The sequence below is a fragment of the Pseudomonas sp. ES1 genome, from assembly GCF_050586605.1.
Lineage (GTDB): Bacteria > Pseudomonadota > Gammaproteobacteria > Pseudomonadales > Pseudomonadaceae > Aquipseudomonas > Aquipseudomonas sichuanensis.
The window spans coordinates 1-16,767 of record NZ_JBOBDM010000037.1 but is presented as its reverse complement, the minus strand read 5'-3'; the positions used below and the strand labels follow the sequence as shown (position 1 = coordinate 16,767).

19 protein-coding genes and 1 other RNA gene are annotated in these 16,767 nt (G+C 62.1%); 8 read left to right on the top strand and 12 right to left on the bottom strand.

Going from position 1 to position 16,767, the window contains the following annotated elements; all coding sequences use genetic code 11:
• Positions 1-129 precede the first annotated feature (129 nt).
• Positions 130-489, bottom strand: an RNA gene (rnpB, locus tag ACQ4N9_RS16335) — RNase P RNA component class A.
• A gap of 67 nt (positions 490-556) precedes the next feature.
• Positions 557-1,399: a 16S rRNA (cytidine(1402)-2'-O)-methyltransferase gene (rsmI, locus tag ACQ4N9_RS16330; protein WP_390967095.1), complete on the bottom strand. Its 843-nt coding sequence runs from the start codon at positions 1,397-1,399 to the stop codon at positions 557-559.
• A 221-nt stretch (positions 1,400-1,620) separates the two neighbouring features.
• On the opposite strand from rsmI, the gene ACQ4N9_RS16325 reads away from it, so the two are divergent.
• The 5 genes from ACQ4N9_RS16325 to ACQ4N9_RS16305 all read left to right on the top strand — a co-directional run bounded on the left by ACQ4N9_RS16325 (position 1,621) and on the right by ACQ4N9_RS16305 (position 5,342).
• The gene (locus tag ACQ4N9_RS16325) at positions 1,621-3,438 is read left to right on the top strand and encodes a penicillin-binding protein activator (protein WP_390967093.1); all 1,818 of its coding nucleotides are present in this window, start codon (positions 1,621-1,623) and stop codon (positions 3,436-3,438) included.
• Positions 3,438-3,809 (top strand): YraN family protein, encoded by a 372-nt coding sequence (locus ACQ4N9_RS16320; RefSeq protein ID WP_390967091.1) that lies wholly within the window; start codon positions 3,438-3,440, stop codon positions 3,807-3,809. The genes ACQ4N9_RS16325 and ACQ4N9_RS16320 overlap by 1 nt, the downstream gene beginning before the upstream one ends.
• Before the next feature lie 86 nt (positions 3,810-3,895).
• Positions 3,896-4,489 carry a phosphoheptose isomerase gene (locus tag ACQ4N9_RS16315; protein ID WP_125857532.1) on the top strand — a complete coding sequence of 198 codons (594 nt, stop codon included), beginning with the start codon at positions 3,896-3,898 and terminating at the stop codon, positions 4,487-4,489.
• Positions 4,486-5,064 (top strand): BON domain-containing protein, encoded by a 579-nt coding sequence (locus tag ACQ4N9_RS16310; RefSeq protein ID WP_390967089.1) that lies wholly within the window; start codon positions 4,486-4,488, stop codon positions 5,062-5,064. Before ACQ4N9_RS16315 ends, ACQ4N9_RS16310 begins: the two co-directional genes overlap by 4 nt.
• Positions 5,065-5,123: 59 nt before the next feature.
• Positions 5,124-5,342, top strand: a complete 219-nt coding sequence (locus tag ACQ4N9_RS16305; protein ID WP_110991629.1) for a YgdI/YgdR family lipoprotein — start codon at positions 5,124-5,126, stop codon at positions 5,340-5,342.
• Positions 5,343-5,393: 51 nt separating this feature from the next.
• Here ACQ4N9_RS16305 and ACQ4N9_RS16300 read toward each other — a convergent pair whose 3' ends face one another.
• The 7 genes from ACQ4N9_RS16300 to rplM form a co-directional block, all read right to left on the bottom strand.
• Positions 5,394-5,825, bottom strand: a complete 432-nt coding sequence (locus ACQ4N9_RS16300) for a ClpXP protease specificity-enhancing factor (RefSeq protein ID WP_125857531.1) — start codon at positions 5,823-5,825, stop codon at positions 5,394-5,396.
• Positions 5,826-5,837: 12 nt separating this feature from the next.
• Positions 5,838-6,461 carry a glutathione S-transferase N-terminal domain-containing protein gene (locus tag ACQ4N9_RS16295; RefSeq protein ID WP_110991631.1) on the bottom strand — a complete coding sequence of 208 codons (624 nt, stop codon included), beginning with the start codon at positions 6,459-6,461 and terminating at the stop codon, positions 5,838-5,840.
• Positions 6,462-6,578: 117 nt separating this feature from the next.
• Positions 6,579-7,358 carry a cytochrome c1 gene (locus ACQ4N9_RS16290; RefSeq protein WP_430933277.1) on the bottom strand — a complete coding sequence of 260 codons (780 nt, stop codon included), beginning with the start codon at positions 7,356-7,358 and terminating at the stop codon, positions 6,579-6,581.
• The gene (locus tag ACQ4N9_RS16285) at positions 7,358-8,569 is read right to left on the bottom strand and encodes a cytochrome b (RefSeq protein WP_110991633.1); all 1,212 of its coding nucleotides are present in this window, start codon (positions 8,567-8,569) and stop codon (positions 7,358-7,360) included. Before ACQ4N9_RS16285 ends, ACQ4N9_RS16290 begins: the two co-directional genes overlap by 1 nt.
• Entirely contained in the window at positions 8,569-9,162 is a 594-nt protein-coding gene (gene petA / locus ACQ4N9_RS16280) for a ubiquinol-cytochrome c reductase iron-sulfur subunit (RefSeq protein WP_110991634.1), read from the bottom strand. Before petA ends, ACQ4N9_RS16285 begins: the two co-directional genes overlap by 1 nt.
• Before the next feature lie 261 nt (positions 9,163-9,423).
• On the bottom strand, positions 9,424-9,816 hold the full coding sequence (gene rpsI / locus ACQ4N9_RS16275; RefSeq protein WP_003260797.1) for a 30S ribosomal protein S9: 393 nt from the start codon (positions 9,814-9,816) through the stop codon (positions 9,424-9,426).
• 14 nt (positions 9,817-9,830) lie between these two features.
• Complete coding sequence (rplM, locus tag ACQ4N9_RS16270; protein ID WP_008097538.1) at positions 9,831-10,259, bottom strand: 50S ribosomal protein L13; 429 nt, start codon at positions 10,257-10,259, stop codon at positions 9,831-9,833.
• Positions 10,260-10,516: 257 nt separating this feature from the next.
• Between rplM and ACQ4N9_RS16265 the strand changes: the two genes are divergently transcribed.
• Together ACQ4N9_RS16265 and ACQ4N9_RS16260 are read left to right on the top strand one after the other, a co-directional pair.
• Positions 10,517-11,557: an NADP(H)-dependent aldo-keto reductase gene (locus ACQ4N9_RS16265; RefSeq protein WP_390967085.1), complete on the top strand. Its 1,041-nt coding sequence runs from the start codon at positions 10,517-10,519 to the stop codon at positions 11,555-11,557.
• Between the two features lie 262 nt (positions 11,558-11,819).
• Positions 11,820-12,716 carry a GlxA family transcriptional regulator gene (locus ACQ4N9_RS16260; protein ID WP_178125866.1) on the top strand — a complete coding sequence of 299 codons (897 nt, stop codon included), beginning with the start codon at positions 11,820-11,822 and terminating at the stop codon, positions 12,714-12,716.
• 121 nt (positions 12,717-12,837) lie between these two features.
• Here the strand turns inward: ACQ4N9_RS16260 and zapE are convergent, their stop codons facing one another.
• The 3 genes from zapE to ACQ4N9_RS16245 all read right to left on the bottom strand — a co-directional run bounded on the left by zapE (position 12,838) and on the right by ACQ4N9_RS16245 (position 16,149).
• Complete coding sequence (gene zapE / locus ACQ4N9_RS16255) at positions 12,838-13,932, bottom strand: cell division protein ZapE (protein WP_390967083.1); 1,095 nt, start codon at positions 13,930-13,932, stop codon at positions 12,838-12,840.
• Between the two features lie 210 nt (positions 13,933-14,142).
• Positions 14,143-15,489 carry a tryptophan--tRNA ligase gene (locus ACQ4N9_RS16250; protein ID WP_390967081.1) on the bottom strand — a complete coding sequence of 449 codons (1,347 nt, stop codon included), beginning with the start codon at positions 15,487-15,489 and terminating at the stop codon, positions 14,143-14,145.
• Positions 15,490-15,513: 24 nt separating this feature from the next.
• Positions 15,514-16,149, bottom strand: a complete 636-nt coding sequence (locus ACQ4N9_RS16245) for an alpha/beta hydrolase (RefSeq protein ID WP_390967079.1) — start codon at positions 16,147-16,149, stop codon at positions 15,514-15,516.
• 135 nt (positions 16,150-16,284) lie between these two features.
• On the opposite strand from ACQ4N9_RS16245, the gene ACQ4N9_RS16240 reads away from it, so the two are divergent.
• Positions 16,285-16,722 carry a YhcB family protein gene (locus tag ACQ4N9_RS16240; RefSeq protein WP_110991640.1) on the top strand — a complete coding sequence of 146 codons (438 nt, stop codon included), beginning with the start codon at positions 16,285-16,287 and terminating at the stop codon, positions 16,720-16,722.
• Positions 16,723-16,767 lie beyond the last annotated feature (45 nt).

The following is a 16,767-nucleotide window of genomic DNA, read 5'->3' as shown; positions in this document are numbered from 1 at the left end:
AGAAAAATGACGGGAAAAATCAAGCGAACTCAGGCGGATAGAGTTCGAAGTTAAAGTGATTTATTAAGAGTAAGATCTTTTTGGTATTACCGGAGGCATCTGCTATCGAAACAAGCAGAGGAAGGAGGGGTGGAGAGTCGATCTGTAAGCCGGGTTTTGTCGAGGACAGTCATTCCTCTACGACGGCCATCACTGGACGCCTCTAGCAACCTACCCGGTTCCGACGCGGGCCACGCCGTATGGAACCCTATTTGGTCTTGCTCCGAGTGGGGTTTACCTAGCCACGAACTGTTGCCAGCCGTGCGGTGCGCTCTTACCGCACCTTTTCACCCTTACCGGCACCGAAGTGCTTAGGCGGTTATTTTCTGTGGCACTTTCCGTAGGCTCGCGCCTCCCAGGCGTTACCTGGCACTCTGCCCTGCGGAGCCCGGACTTTCCTCCCCCGCCTTTTGCGGAACAAAAGACGGCAGCGACTGTCCGATCGACTCTCCGCCGACAAGGTTACCGGCAGCGGCGCTCAAGAACAAGCGAGATGACAAACAATATCAGTTTGCCATCAGTCGCGTTGCTGTTTTTCCAGCGCCAGTTGATAGAGCAGGTTCTTGCGCACCCCGGTAATTTCCGCCGCCAACGCCGCCGCACGCTTGAGCGGTAATTCCGCCAGCAGCAGGTCGAGCACGCGCTGCGCTTCGACACTGATCGCCTGCTCATCATCGGGCGCGACCCAACCGGCCACCAGCACTACACACTCGCCGCGCTGCTGATTGCTGTCGCCCTGCACGAATGCACGCAGCTCGGCCAGCGGCAGGCCCTTGAGCGTTTCGAACGTCTTGGTGATCTCACGCGCGAGCAATGCCGGGCGCTCACCGCCGAACACCGCCTCCATGTCTTCCAGGCATTCCAGGATGCGATGGGGCGCCTCATAGAAGATCAGGGTGCGCGGCTCTTCCCGGACCTGTTCCAGTCGCGCACGCCGCCCTGCCGTCTTGGCCGGCAGGAAGCCTTCGAAAATGAAGCGATCGGACGGCAAACCTGCGGCCGACAATGCCGCGATCAAGGCGCAGGCCCCCGGCACCGGCACCACCTGCACACCCGCAGCACGGGCCTGGCGCACCAGGTGATAGCCCGGATCGGAAATCAGCGGCGTACCGGCATCGGACACCAGCGCTACGTCGTCACCCGCCAGCAGCCGAGTGATGAAGCGCCCACCCTCATCACGCTCGTTGTGCTCATGACAGGCCGCCAGCGGCGTATCAATGCCGAAATGCTGGAGCAGACGCACCGAATGGCGAGTGTCTTCAGCAGCGATGAGGCTCACGTTCGCGAGCACCTTCAGTGCCCGCGCACTCATGTCGTCAAGGTTGCCGATGGGCGTGGCAACCACATACAGCGTTCCCATCGTGGATTTCGAAGCCCCTGCAACATCAGTCACTGCGCACACCTGCATACCGGATCAAAGCCGCCATTGTAGCCCGAGCACCGGCAACAGAGCGCAAAGAACTTCGCCTCCCTCACGCTCGCAGCCACCTATAGTGAAGGATCATCATCGGCGATGATCGCGCCACGCCCATTGCTTGGGTACAATCGCCGGCCAACTTGATCGAGTAACAGGACCTTTACATGATCGCTTGTCTGCGGCTGTTCACAGCCCTCTGCCTCGCTGCCCTGCTGGCAGCCTGCGCCAGCTCGCCCTCATCCAGCCTGGGCGAACTGCCACGCACCCCGGATGCCAGCATCGAACAGCTGCTCGAGAAGGCAGCCACCAGCAAGTCCGCCGAGGATGCAGCCCTGCTGCGACTGAGCGCCGCCGACCTGGCCTACAAGCAGAAAGACTACCCACGCTCGGCGCGCATCCTCGAGCAGGTCCCGCTGGACTCGCTCAAGCCGGCCCAGCAGGTCTTCGCCAGCACGCTGACGGCGGAGCTGGCCATGACCCGCAACCAGCCCAAGGCAGCCCTGGCAGCACTTGCCCACCCAAGCCTGCAGCGCGTCGACGAACTGCCGGCACAACAGCAGGCGCGCACCTACAGCGTTCACGCCGCCGCCCTCGAAGCCGACGGCCAGACCCTGGCCGCCGCCCAACAGCGGGTGCTGCTGACGCCACTGCTCAGCGGCCAGGCGGCAAGCGCCAACAATGACGCCATCTGGGCCCTGGTCGCCTCGCTGCCAGCCGAACAGCTGCAACAACCGGCCAACAACGAAACACTGGCCGGCTGGACCAGCCTGGCCCTCGCCGTGAAGCGCGCAGGCACCCTGGAGCAGCAACAGGCCGCGATCGACACCTGGAAAGGCCAACACCCCGACCATCCGGCCGCCAAGCAACTGCCGGTCGCCCTGATCAAGCTCAAGGAACTGGCTAGCCAGCCACTGACCAAGATCGCCCTGCTGCTGCCCCAGGAAGGGCCACTGGCAGGCGTCGCCCGCGCCCTGCGCGACGGTTTCATGGCTGCACACTTCCAGGCCCAGCAAGGCGGCCAGCCGGCCCCTGCCGTGCAGGTGTTCGACAGCTCGCGCATCACCTCGCTCGATGACTTCTACCGCCAGGCCCAGGCTGCCGGCGTGCAACTGGTGGTCGGCCCGCTGGAAAAACCGCTGGTGAAAAAACTCGCGACCTACCCGCAGCTGCCCATCACCACCCTGGCCCTGAACTACGCCGACGCCGGCCAATCAGCCCCGCCTCAACTGTTCCAGTTCGGCCTCGCGGCCGAGGACGAAGCCCGCGAAGTCGCCCGCCGCGCCCGTGCCGACGGCAAGGTCCGTGCGGTCGCGCTGGTGCCGCGCGGCGAATGGGGCGACCGCGTACTCGCAGCCTTCCGCAAGGACTGGGAAAGCAATGGCGGCACCCTGCTGGCCGCCGAGCGTATCGCCCAGCCAGTAGCCCTCGCCCAACAGATCGCCGACCTGTTCCAGCTGCGCCAGAGCGAAGGCCGCGCCAAGAGCCTGCAAAGCACGGTCGGCAGCGACATCGCCGCCCAGCCGTCGCGCCGCCAGGACATCGACTTCATCTTCCTGGCCGCCACCCCGCAACAGGCCCAGCAGATCAAGCCGACGCTGAACTTCCAGTACGCCGGCGACGTGCCGGTGTACGCCACGTCCAACCTGTACAGCGCCAGCGGCGACATCAACCAGTACAACGACATGAACGGCATCCGCTTCTGCGAAACGCCGTGGCTGCTCGACACCAGCAACAGCCTGCGCCAGCAGGTGGTGCAGCAGTGGCCGCAAGCGGCCGGCAGCCTCGGCCGCCTATACGCCATGGGCGTCGACGCCTACAGCCTGGCGCCACGCCTGAGCCAGCTCAAGGCACTGCCGGACAACCGCGTCGAAGGTCTGTCTGGCAGCCTGAGCATGAACCCGGCTCAGCGTATCGAACGTCAGCTGCCATGGGCCGAGTTCTCCGGCGGCCAGGTCAAACGCCTGCCGGACACGCCGCGCTGATGCCCGGCGCATCGCCCAGCCTCGCAGGCCAGGCTGCCGAAGACCTTGCCCTCGACTACCTCCGAGGGCAAGGTCTGCAGCTGCTGACGCGCAACTGGCGATGCAAGGGCGGCGAGCTCGATCTGGTCATGCTCGATGCCGATACAGTAGTATTCGTCGAAGTCCGCTACCGGCTACACGCGGACTTCGGCGGCGCGCTCGGCAGTATCGACGGGCGCAAGCAGAAGCGACTGGCGCTGGCCGCCAACTTATTCCTGCACGATGAACCCCGCTGGGCCGCTCAACCCTGCCGCTTCGACGTAGTCGCCCTGCAGGGCCAAGGCCATGCCGGGCAACCGCTTCTTTGGCTGAAAAACGCCTTCGAGTGCTGAACCTGTACCGAATTTTTCGCTCTATGTTTCGCGGGCGGATCCCTGGCGCGCGCCGCGCCGGCCACCGCCCCATTTAAGGTCACCAGATGGACATGCAATCCCGAATTCGCCGGCTGTTCCAGGCCAGCATCGACACCAAGCAACAGGCAATGGACATCCTGGCACCTCACATCGAGCAGGCCAGCCTGGTCATGGTCAACGCCCTGCTCAGCGACGGCAAGATGCTCGCCTGCGGCAACGGCGGTTCAGCCGGCGACGCTCAGCATTTCTCGTCAGAGTTGCTCAACCGCTTCGAGCGCGAGCGCCCGAGCCTGCCGGCCATTGCCCTGACCACCGACAGCTCGACACTCACCTCGATTGCCAACGACTACAGCTACAACGAGATCTTCTCCAAGCAGATTCGCGCCCTGGGCCAGCCCGGCGACGTTTTGCTGGCGATCTCCACCAGCGGCAACTCGGCCAACGTGATCCAGGCGATCCAGGCCGCACATGACCGCGAAATGATTGTCGTAGCCTTGACCGGTCGCGATGGCGGCGGCATGGCCTCGCTGCTGCTGCCCGAGGACGTGGAGATCCGCGTACCTTCGACCGTCACCGCACGCATCCAGGAAGTCCACCTGCTGGCGATCCACTGTCTGTGCGACCTGATCGACAGCCAACTGTTCGGGAGTGAAGAATGATCCCCAAGCACCTCGGCCTGATGGCCCTCACCCTGTGCCTGAGCGTCACAGGCTGCAGCTCGGTACTGACCTCGGCGCGCAACTCGCCCATCGAGGATGACCGCGGCACCCGCACCATCGGCAGCAAAATCGACGACTCGCTGATCGAGACCAAGGTTTCGGTCAATATCGCCAAGGCCAACCCAGGCCTGGACCAAGGCTCGCATATCGTCGTCAGCAGCTACAACGGCGTTGTCCTGCTGGCCGGCCAGACGCCGCGCGCCGACCTCAAGTCGCTGGCCGAGCAGACCGCCAGCCAGGTCCAGCGGGTCAAGAAGGTTCACAACGAGCTGCAGGTGATCCAGCCGTCCTCGATCCTGGCGCGCAACAACGACGCCTGGCTCACCACCAAGATCAAGACCCAGATGCTGACGGACGCCAACGTCCCCGGCTCGCGCATCAAGGTGATCACCGAGAACGGTATCGTCTACCTGCTCGGCCTGGTCACCCAGCAAGAGGCCAACGCTGCCACCAACGTGGTGCAGAGCGTCTCGGGCGTGCAGAAGATCGTCAAACTGTTCGAATACATCGACTGATCCCCCGCGAGGGCGAAACCCGCGCCCTCGCCTTTCAACCCCGATCCAGGAAGTACCCCATGAAGAAGTACCTGCTGCCCGCCCTGCTGATTGGCACCTTCGCCACCCTGGCCGGCTGCTCTTCGCCGAGCGTTATCACCCTCAACGACGGCCGTGAACTGCAGACCCTTGACACCCCGCACTTCGATCGCGATTCCGGCTTCTACGAGTTCAAACAACTCGACGGCAAGCAGAACCGCGTCAACAAGGACCAGGTGCAGAGCATCAAGGACCTGTAAGCGCAAGCGTCAGGCACAAAAAAGGCGATCCACAAAGGATCGCCTTTTTTGTTACTTGACCACCTTGAGGCTGGGTCGACCGCTGGGGCGTGGAGGCTGGCTCCCCCCTTCCGGCGGGCCATCGTCATCCGGCTCGACACCCTCATCGTGCAGGTCGTCTTCATCATCGAGCGGCGGATCCAGCTCAAAGACCATGCCTTGACCGTTTTCACGGGCATAAATACCCAGGATCGCGCCGGCCGGCACAAAGAGCGAGTGGGACACACCACCGAAGCGCCCCTCGAAGCTCACCGCATCGTTGTCCATGTGCAGGTTACGCACAGCGCTGGGCGAGATATTCAGGACGATCTGGCCATCGCTGGCAAAACCCTGAGGCACCTGGACCGCCGGATACTCGGCATTGACCAGCATATGGGGCGTGCAATCGTTGTCGACGATCCACTCGTACAGCGCACGAACCAGATAGGGGCGACTGGAGTTCATCAACGGTTCCTCTTAAACCTTGCGCATTTCACGTTCGGCAGCAGACAGGCTCGCCTGGAAAGGCTCGCGGGCGAACTGTCGCTCCATGTAATCCAGCAGCGGCTTGGCCTGCCGTGGCAATTCAATACCCATCACCGGCAAGCGCCAGAGCATGGGCAATAGACAACAGTCGACGAGGCTTTGCTCCTCGCTCATGAAACAGGGCATCTCGCCAAACAGCGGCGCTACGCCGGTCAGGCTCTCACGCAGCTCCTTGCGCGCCTGGGTGCGTGCCGCCTCGCTGCTGCGCGGGTCGAGCACGGTATCGGCCAGGGCACACCAGTCGCGCTGGATACGGTGCATCAGCAATCGACTGTTGCCACGCGCCACCGGGTATACCGGCATCAGTGGCGGATGAGGATAACGCTCGTCGAGATACTCCATCACCACGGTCGACTCATACAGCGCCAGGTCACGATCGACCAGTGTCGGCAGGCTGCCATAAGGATTCACTTCGACCAGCTTGGGCGGCAGGCGTTTGGCGTCGACGTCGATGATCTGCACGGCGATGCCTTTCTCGGCGAGCACCAGGCGTACCCGATGAGAGTAATGATCAGCGGGGTCGGAATAGCAGGCTAACCTGTTGGTTGCGCCCATGTAGCGCCTCCTCGCACGGGATGCTTGTAAAACTGTAAATGAAAACGCGCCCGGGGCGCCTCAGCATTGCTGCCAAGGCGCCCCGGGCGCGTTCAACAACCAGAAACTACTGCGTGATCAGTGCACGTCCTTCCAGTATTCGCGCTTGAGCAAGTAGGCGAACACGAAGAAGAAAGCCAGGTACAGCAACACATAGGTACCGATGCGCTGGCTTTCCAGTTTGACCGGGCTGGCCGAATAGGCCAGGAAGGTCACCAGGTTCTTGACCTTCTCGTCGAACTGCTCGGGCGTCAGGGTACCGGATTTCTCCTCGATGGTCAGCTGGTCGCACGCTTCATGGGTCAGCGGGCTGCCGGTCAGCGGGTCGAACTGCTTCTTGCCGTCGACCACGGTCTGCACCTGCTTGCAACCGATCACCTGATTGCCCTGCAGGCCAACCAGCACGTTGGGCATCCCCACATTGGGGAAGACCTTGTTGTTCACCCGGTAAGGCCGCGCTGGGTCCTCGTAGAAGCTGCGCAGGTAGGTGTACAGCCAGTCATTGCCACGTACCCGGGCCACCAGGGTGAGGTCGGGAGGCGCCGCGCCGAACCAGGTCTTGGCATCGTTTGGCTGCATGCCGATCTTCATGTGGTCACCGATCTTGGCACCGGTGAACACCAGGTTCTCGAGCATCAGCTCGTGCGGAATCCCCAGGTCGTCGGCCACCCGCTCATAACGCTGGAACTTGGCGCTGTGGCAGCCCATGCAATAGTTGGCGAAGGTCCGCGCACCGTCCTGCAGGGCGGCTTTGTCAGTGAGGTCGACATCGACCTTGTCCAGTTCCAGGCTGTGCTCGGCGGCAAACGAAAGGCCAGGCATCAGTGCCAGCAAACATACTGCAATCAACTTTTTCATCAGCCAGTCACCCTTTCCGGAACCGGTTTGGTCTTCTCGAGCCTTGTGTAGAACGGCATCAGCAGGAAGTAGGCGAAATACAGCACCGTACACACCTGCGACAGCAAGGTACGCCCCGGGGTCGGTGCCAGTACGCCCAGCACACCGAGGATGACGAAGGCCACGCAGAACACCAGCAGCCAGACCTTGCTCAGCCAACCTTTGTAGCGCATGGAGCGCACCGGGCTGCGGTCAAGCCAGGGCAACACGAACAGCACAGCGATCGCGGCACCCATGGCGATCACCCCGAACAGCTTGTCGGGTACCGCACGCAAGATCGCGTAGAACGGCGTGAAGTACCACACCGGGGCGATATGCTCAGGGGTCTTGAACGCGTTTGCCTGCTCGAAGTTCGGTTTTTCCAGGAAGTAACCACCCATTTCCGGGAAGAAGAACACCACAGCGCAGAACACGAAGAGGAACACCACCACGCCGACGATATCCTTGACGGTGTAGTACGGGTGGAATGGAATGCCGTCCAGCGGGATACCGTTCTCGTCCTTTTTCTTCTTGATGTCCACACCATCAGGGTTGTTCGACCCCACTTCGTGCAGCGCCAGGATGTGCAGCACGACCAGGCCGAGAATCACGATCGGCAAAGCCACCACGTGCAAGGCGAAGAAGCGGTTCAGGGTGATACCCGAGATCAGGTAGTCACCACGGATCCACTGGGTGAGGTCACCACCGATCACCGGGATCGCGCCAAACAGCGAAATGATCACCTGGGCACCCCAGTACGACATCTGGCCCCATGGCAGCAGGTAGCCCATGAAGGCCTCGGCCATCAGCGCCAGGTAGATCAGCATGCCGAACAGCCAGACCAGCTCGCGCGGCTTCTGGTAGGAGCCGTAGAGCAGGCCGCGGAACATGTGCAGGTAGACCACGATGAAGAACGCCGAGGCGCCGGTGGAGTGCAGGTAGCGCAGGATCCAGCCGTACTCGACGTCACGCATGATGTACTCGACCGAGGCGAAGGCCTCTTCCGCCGAGGGCGTGAAACTCATGGTCAGCCATACGCCGGTAACGATCTGGTTGACCAGCACCAGCAGCGCCAGCGAGCCGAAGAAGTACAGGAAGTTGAAGTTCTTGGGCGCGTAATACTTGCTCAGATGGTCTTCCCACATCTTCGTGGCGGGGAAGCGCGCATCGATCCACTCCATGAACTTGCTCATCATGCTTTCTCCTGATCGATGCCAATGACGACAAGGTCGTCAGACTCGTACGAGTGCGGTGGCACTGGCAGGTTCAGAGGCGCTGGCTGGGACTTGTAGACACGACCCGCCAGGTCGTAGTGCGAACCGTGGCAAGGGCAGAAATAGCCACCGACCCACTTCGGCCCAAGGTCGGCCGGAGCGACTTCGGGACGGAACGTCGGCGAGCACCCCAGGTGGGTGCACAAGCCAACCAGAATGAGGATTTCGGGCTTGATCGAGCGATTCTGCGGATCGACGTAGGTGGGCTGCACCGACGCCTTGGATTCAGGATCGGAGAGCTCGGCGGTGAGCTTTTTCAGGTTGCCGAGGATTTCATCCGTTCGGCGCACGATGAAGACCGGCTGACCACGCCATTCAGCCACCATTTGCTGGCCTGGCTCGACCTTGGCGATATTGACCTTCACCGGTGCCCCTGCGGCTTTCGCCTTGGCACTGGGAAACCATGACCCCACGAACGGTACCGCTGCCCCCACTGCCCCCGCTGCCCCGACCACGGATGTCGCGGCTACGAGGAAGCGGCGCCGGCCTGCGTTGACGCCGTCATTGCTCATTCAGTCCTCTCCCATCAGCTTGCTTGGCCTGTTTGAACAGGCATCTACTTAGGTACGTCTGTGGCACTAAAAATTGCCCGCCATGGTAAGAAACAAATCCACACACTGACAAGGTGATTACCCGCTCGTCGGGCTACAACCCTCGCTTTGCTTGATCTGCGTCTATACGACAAGTGCCCACCGACTGCTGACAGGTTAGTTCAAGCCATAAAAAAAGCCCGGTTCCAAAGGAACCGGGCTTCTTCGACTGCCGAAGCGAAATTAACGCTTGGAGTACTGAGGACGCTTACGCGCTTTACGCAGACCCACTTTCTTACGCTCGACTTCACGAGCGTCGCGGGTGACGTAGCCAGCACGACGCAGAGCGCCACGCAGGGTTTCGTCGTATTCCATCAGGGCGCGGGTGATACCGTGGCGGATCGCACCGGCCTGACCGCTGACACCACCACCGGAAACGGTGACGTAGATGTCGAACTTCTCAACGGTCTCGGTCAGTTCCAGCGGCTGGCGAACAACCATGCGAGCGGTTTCGCGGCCGAAGAACACGTCCAGAGAACGGTTGTTGATGGAGATGTTACCGGTACCAGGACGCAGGAAAACGCGAGCGGTTGCGGTCTTGCGACGGCCAGTGCCGTAGTTTTGAGTCGCCGACATAATGAACTATCCCGTTAGATCTTCAGTTCTTGAGGCTGCTGAGCAGTGTGAGGGTGAGCAGCACCCGCGTACACTTTCAGCTTGCGGTACATGTCGCGACCCAGCGGGTTCTTCGGCAGCATGCCTTTGACCGCGGTTTCGATAACACGCTCAGGGGCCTTGGCGATCAACTTCTCGAAGTTGATTTCCTTGATACCGCCCGGGAAGCCGGAGTGGGAGTAGTACATCTTGTCGGAAGACTTGGCACCAGTCACACGAATCTGCTCGGCGTTGATGACGACGATGTAGTCGCCGGTGTCAACGTGAGGGGTGTATTCTGGCTTGTGCTTGCCACGCAGGCGGCTAGCGATTTCGGTAGCCAGACGACCCAGGGTCTGACCAGCGGCGTCGACTACGAACCACTCGCGCTTTACTGTTTCCGGTTTAGCAGTAAAAGTTTTCATTCTCTAAAGCCTCAGAGGCCGCCCAGCGAAAAATAGACGGCGAATCTTACTGGATAGTGCACGGCTTGCCAAGGGCAAACGCGCAGCCGAACGCTGACGCTTTTGGGGGCTCGGGTCGGGCACGCCAATGTTCGACAAAGGTTCTTCATTCGTGGTGGTGCATCACTTCCGCCACGCGAAGAGCTGCAGAATTATCCAGATTGCGCGAAAAATTTCAACCTGCTTTTATGGGCTTCTTTGCCTGGAGCGTCCTTTCGATGGAATACCGCAAGCTCGGTCGTACCGACCTCAACGTCAGCGCCCTTTGCCTGGGCACCATGACCTGGGGCGAGCAGAACACCCAGGATGACGCCTTCGCCCAGATCAAGCTGGCCAAGGCCGCCGGCATCAACTTCATCGACACCGCCGAGATGTACCCGGTGCCGCCGCGCCCGGAAACCTATGCCGCCACCGAACGCATCATCGGCAACTGGTTCGCCAAGCATGGCGACCGCGACGACTGGCTGCTGGCCAGCAAGGTCGCCGGCCCCGGCAATGGCATCAGCCACATCCGCGACGGCCAGCTCAAGCACAACCGCCAGCACATCGTTGCCGCACTCGATGCAAGCCTTGCGCGCCTGCAAACCGACCGCATCGACCTGTACCAGTTGCACTGGCCCGAACGCAGCACCAACTTCTTCGGCAAGCTGGGCTACCAGCACCTGCCCAACGACATGTTCACGCCCCTCGAAGAAACCCTCGAAGTGCTCGACGAGCAGGTGAGCGCCGGCAAGATCCGCCATATCGGCCTGTCCAACGAAACCCCGTGGGGCACCATGAAGTTCCTGCAACTGGCCGAGGCCCGTGGCTGGCCGCGGGCGGTGTCGATCCAGAACCCCTACAACCTGCTCAACCGCAGCTTCGAAGTGGGCCTGGCGGAAGTGGCGATCCGCGAGCAGTGCGGTCTGCTGGCCTACTCGCCGCTGGCCTTCGGCATGCTCTCGGGCAAGTACGAAAACGGCGCCCGCCCGGAAAACGCCCGCCTGAGCCTGTTCAGCCGCTTCGCCCGTTACTCCAATCCGCAGACCGTGGCGGCCTGCAGCCGCTATGTGCAGCTGGCCCGTGACCACGGCCTGGACCCGGCGCAGATGGCCCTGGCATTCGTCACCCGGCAACCCTTCGTGACCAGCAATATCATCGGTGCGACCACCCTCGAGCAGTTGCAGAGCAACATCGATAGCCAGGGCCTGAACCTAAGTGATGAACTGCTGGCGGCGATCGAGGCAATCCACCAGGAGCAGCCGAATCCAGCGCCGTGAAAGCAGCTGCAAGCTTCAAGCTGCAAGCCACAAGAAAAAGCGCAGATCGCGTATTGATTGGCTTTTTCTTGTGGCTTGCAGCTTGAAGCTTGCAGCTCGCCCCAAAACATAAGACGATCCAGCCGGTGATTGACCACTCTACCCTATAAGAACAATGACAATGATGTTTACCCAACCCCCCGCGTCGCTGCGGCGCGTCAGCATCCTGGCCATTGATAAAGTGTTCGCTTCGACACTGATGCAGGCCAAGGACTTCTTCCACCTGGCCAGCCTGCGCTACAGCAAGCAACTGGGCCTCGGCCTGCAGCCGATGTTCGAGATCGCCCTGGTGAGCCCGGACGGCCTGCCCGTGGACAGTTTCAGCAACGTGCAATTGCCGGTCGACAGCGGCCTGAACGATGCCGATGTGATCATCCTCCCGGCCTTCTGGGACGATTTCGACAACCTGCTGCAACGCTACCCTCAGGTCTTGCCCTGGCTACGCGCGCAGCACGCCCGCGGCGCAGTGCTGTGTGCCGAGGCCAGCGGCGTGTTCTGGCTGGCCGAGTCCGGGCTGCTGGACGGCAAGGAGGCGACCACCTACTGGCGGTTCTTCGGCAGCTTCGAGGAGCGCTTCCCCAAGGTGCGGCTGAATCAGGACAAGCACCTGACCGACGCCGACAACCTGTACTGCGCCGGTGGCACCACCTCGGCCTGCGACCTGTATATCTACCTGATCGAGCGTTTCTGCGGCGCCAACGTGGCCCGTGCAGTGGCCCGCGACATCCTCTACGAAGTGCAGCGCAGCTACACGCCCGGGCGCATGGGCTTCGGTGGGCAGAAACTGCACCAGGACCTGATCATCCTGCAGATCCAGCACTGGCTCGAAGAGCACTTCGCCGACAAGTTCCGCTTCGAGGACGTGGCCCGCAACCACGGCATGAGCATCCGCAACTTCATGCGCCGCTTCCAGAGCGCCACCGGTGACAAGCCGCTGCACTACCTGCAGCGCCTGCGCATCGAGACGGCCAAGGGCTTGCTGTCGAGCTCGCGCAAGAGCATCAAGACCATCAGCTATGAAGTGGGGTACGACGACGCAAGCTTCTTCGCGCGGTTGTTCCGCCAGCACACCGAACTCTCGCCGAACCAGTATCGCCAGCAGTTCATGCAGGAGGCCTGAAGGCCTCCTGCAGCGGCAAGTTTCAAGCTGCAAGCTGCAAGAAAAAGCAAAAAAGCCAGAGCAGTACGCGATCTGCTCTGGCTTTTTCTTGTGGCTTGCAGCTTGAAGCTTGCCGCTGCCTTCAGGGCTTGTGCGCCCGCGCCAGGAACTCGTGGGACTGCATCTCCAGCAGGCGGCTCAGGGTGCGCTGGAACTCGAAGCTCAGGCGCCCGCCGGTATACAGGTCCTTGAGCTCCACCTCAGCCGAGATGATCAGCTTCACGTTACGGTCGTAGAACTCGTCGACCATGTTGATGAAGCGCCGGGCGATGTCATCGGTCGCCACCCCCATCTGCTCGACGTTGCTCAGCAGCACGGCATGGAAGATCTTGCCCAGCTCGATGTAGTCGTTCTGGCTGCGCGGGCCGTCGCACAGGGCGCGGAAATCGAACCAGGCCACGTCGTCGCAGGTACGCAGGGCAGTGATCGGGCGGTTCTCGATCATCAGCACGTCGTTCTCGACCGCCTGGGTGCACTCCGGCGTCAAGGCCTTGAAGCTTGCGCGCAGGCTCTGGTGGGCAGCATCGTTGAGCGGGAAGTGGAACAGCTCTGCCTGCTCCAGGTGGCGCAGACGATAGTCCACGCCACTGTCGACGTTCACCACATCGGTGTACTGCTTGATCATGGCGATGGCCGGCAGGAAGCGCGCACGCTGCAAGCCGTCCTTGTACAGGCCGTCCGGCACGATGTTGGAGGTGGCCACCAGCGACACGCCGTTCTTGAACAGCTCTTCCATCAGGGTGCCGAGGATCATCGCATCGGTGATGTCGGAGACGAAGAATTCGTCGAAGCAGATGACCCGGGCCTCATCGCTGAAGCGCTTGGCGATGATGGTCAGCGGGTTCTTCTCGCCCTTGAGGGTGCGCATCTCTTCGTGCACACGCTTCATGAAGCGGTGGAAGTGCGTGCGCATCTTCTGCTTGAACGGCAGCGCCTCGTAGAAGGTGTCGACCAGGTAAGTCTTGCCTCGCCCTACCCCACCCCAGAAGTACAGGCCCTTGACCGGGGTCTGCTCCTTCTTGCCGAACAGCTTGCCGAACACGCCCGGCTTGTTGTTCTGCGCGTGTACCAGATCGTCGTACAGACGCTGCAGGTGGCGCACCGCAGTTTCCTGCGCCGCGTCATGGAAGAAGTCGGGGCGTTTCAGATCGGCTTGATAGCGTTCTAAGGGAGTCATAATTCGTTAGCGAGGCAACAAAAAACGGGCCGTCACTGTAGCGACCGGCCCGCTTAATGGCAATGATACATGCGGCCATTTGACTCATTGGCCGCAGACTTGTAGGAGCGGCCTTGTGCCGCGAAAGGGCTGCACAGCAGCCCCAGTATCTCGGCATCATGCAAAATCGCCGGGGCTGCTTACGCAGCCCATCGCGGCGCAAGACCGCTCCTACAGGGCGGGTTGCAGCGCTTCGCGAAGGCTCTGGACCGCAGCGTCACGGCCCTCGGCGCTGTCGAACTGCGGCCCCTCGGCCACTTGCTCGCCTTCCAGCCACAAGCTGAAGCTCAAGCCCTCGACCCGAACATCGGCCTCGCCACCTTGCTGCAGCTGCTTGCTCACCGCACCTGCGCTCTTGCCATCGGCAAAGCGGCGCGACAGCAGCAGTTGCTCGCCGTCGGCGGCCAGCAGGCGGAAGCGGAAGCTGCCGTCTTCGTCGCGGAAGCTGACGAAACGCGCGCTCTTGGCGGCCTTTTTCTTGACTTCAGTGTTGGCCTGCACGCTGGTGCGGAACGAGCGCAAGCCCACCGCCTCGCGCAGCTGCTCGAGGAACGGCGTGGCGCTCTTGCGCGCCTTGGCGGCACCGGCCAGCAGGATGTCTTCCAGGTCCGAGGGGCGCGAGATCAACTGGTGATAGTGATCACGCTTCTCGGCCAGTTGCCCGTCAAGCAGCTGGAACAGGCGCTGCTTGGCCTCGCCCCAGCCCAAGCCCTGCAGCAGTTCTTCACGGAACTCGGCGCATTGCGCCGGCGTCGAGAAGGCCTGGAACAGGGTGAACAGGTGCGAATTGTCCGGGTCCTTGGCCTCGCCCGGGGCGCGCGAGTCGGTGACGATGCGCGAGATCGCGTCCTTCATGTCCTTGGCGCTGGTGAACAGCGGGATGGTGTTGTCGTAGCTCTTGGACATCTTGCGCCCGTCCAGGCCGGGCAAGGTAGCCACGCTTTCCTCGATCACCGCCTCCGGCAAGGCGAAGAAGTCCTTGCCCTGGCCGAACAGGTGGTTGAAGCGCTGGCCGATGTCGCGGGCCATCTCCACGTGCTGGATCTGGTCGCGGCCGACCGGCACCTTGTGCGCGTTGAACATCAGGATGTCGGCAGCCATCAGCACCGGATAACTGAACAGGCCCATGGTCACGCCGGCGTCCGGGTCTTCACCGTTTTCGACGTTCTTGTCCACCGACGCCTTGTAGGCGTGGGCGCGGTTGAGCAGGCCCTTGGCGGCAACGCAGGTCAACAGCCAGGTCAGTTCGGGGATCTCGGGGATGTCGGACTGACGGTAGAAGGTCACCTTGTCCGGGTCCAGGCCGCCGGCCAGCCAGGTGGCGGCGATCTCCAGGCGCGAACGCTGGATGCGCAGCGGGTCGTCGCACTTGATCAGGGCGTGGTAGTCGGCCAGGAAATAGAACGAGTCGGCACCGGGCTGCTGGCTGGCGAGGATCGCCGGGCGGATGGCGCCGGCGTAGTTGCCCAGGTGCGGGGTGCCGGTGGTGGTGATACCGGTGAGGATGCGCGTAGTCATGGGTGTTCGCTTGTTCAGGCTTGCTCAGTTCGAAAGGCGCGGCAGCAGCAGATCCTTCAGATCGGTCAGCTTGCCATGGAAGAAGTGTCCGCATTCTGCCACTTTCAGCAGCTCATGGGTGCGCGACAGGGCGGCGGACCAATCGTAGACCAACTGCGGCTCGACCACTTCGTCGGTGTCCGGCTGCACGACCGTCAATGTGACCCGCTCAGGCATCGGGAACTGCTCGCTCAGGCGCATCACCGCCGGGGCGATCATGAACAGGTGCTGCAACGCGATGCCGTCGGCTTCCAGGCGCCCAGCCAGGCTGGCGGCGACGAAGCCACCGAAGGAGAAGCCCATCAGCACCAACGGCAGATGCGGGTGCCGCTCACGTAGCCAGGCCGCGGCAGCCTGGGCGTCGGCCACTTCACCGGCACCCATGTCATGGCTGCCGGCGCTCTGGCCGACGCCGCGGTAGTTGAAGCGCAGGGTGACGTAGCCGGCGTCCCGGGCAGTACGTTGCAGAGTCGAGACCACCTTGTTGAGCATGGTGCCGCCCTGGACCGGGTTGGGGTGGCAGATCAGCACCGCGCCACGGGCATCGGCCACGTCCAGGTACAAGGCTTCCAACTGGCCGCACGGGCCATCGATGAACAAGGGGGTTTCGCGGATAAGCAAGGTACTACTCCGTGACCTCGGGGTGGGTCGACTCGTCTAGCAAAGGAATTCTGTTCTGATTTGCGATAGCTCGCGGTATACAGCGCAGGTCTGAGCCGTTAACGTAAAGCAAAGCCGTTTATAGAGGAAGGACTCGTGGAACACTCGCTCCTTGTTTGGTTGCTGCCGACCCTGGCCCTGGTCATCGGTGTCGTTGCAGGTTTCGCGCTGGCCCGCCTGCTGCCCAATGCGGCGCCCAGCAATACACAACGCCAACTGGATGACATCCAGCAGCGTTTCGACACCTATCAGAACGAAGTGGTCACCCACTTCAACAGCACCGCCTCGCTGGTGCAGAAGCTCACGCAAAGTTACCAGGACGTGCAGGACCACCTGGCCGACGGCGCCAACCGCCTGGCCCTCGACGAGCTGACCCGTCAGCGCCTGCTGGCCGCCCTGCATTCGGAAGCGGCGCAAGCACCGCGTGATCGCCTCACGCCACCGAAAGACACCGCCGAAGTACCGCGCGACTATGCGCCCAAGGCACCTAACTCGCCGGGCATGCTGGATGAGAGCTACGGCTTGAAGCGTTGATCGGATGACATGAAGAAGGCCTCGAAAGAGGCCTTTTTTGTGGGC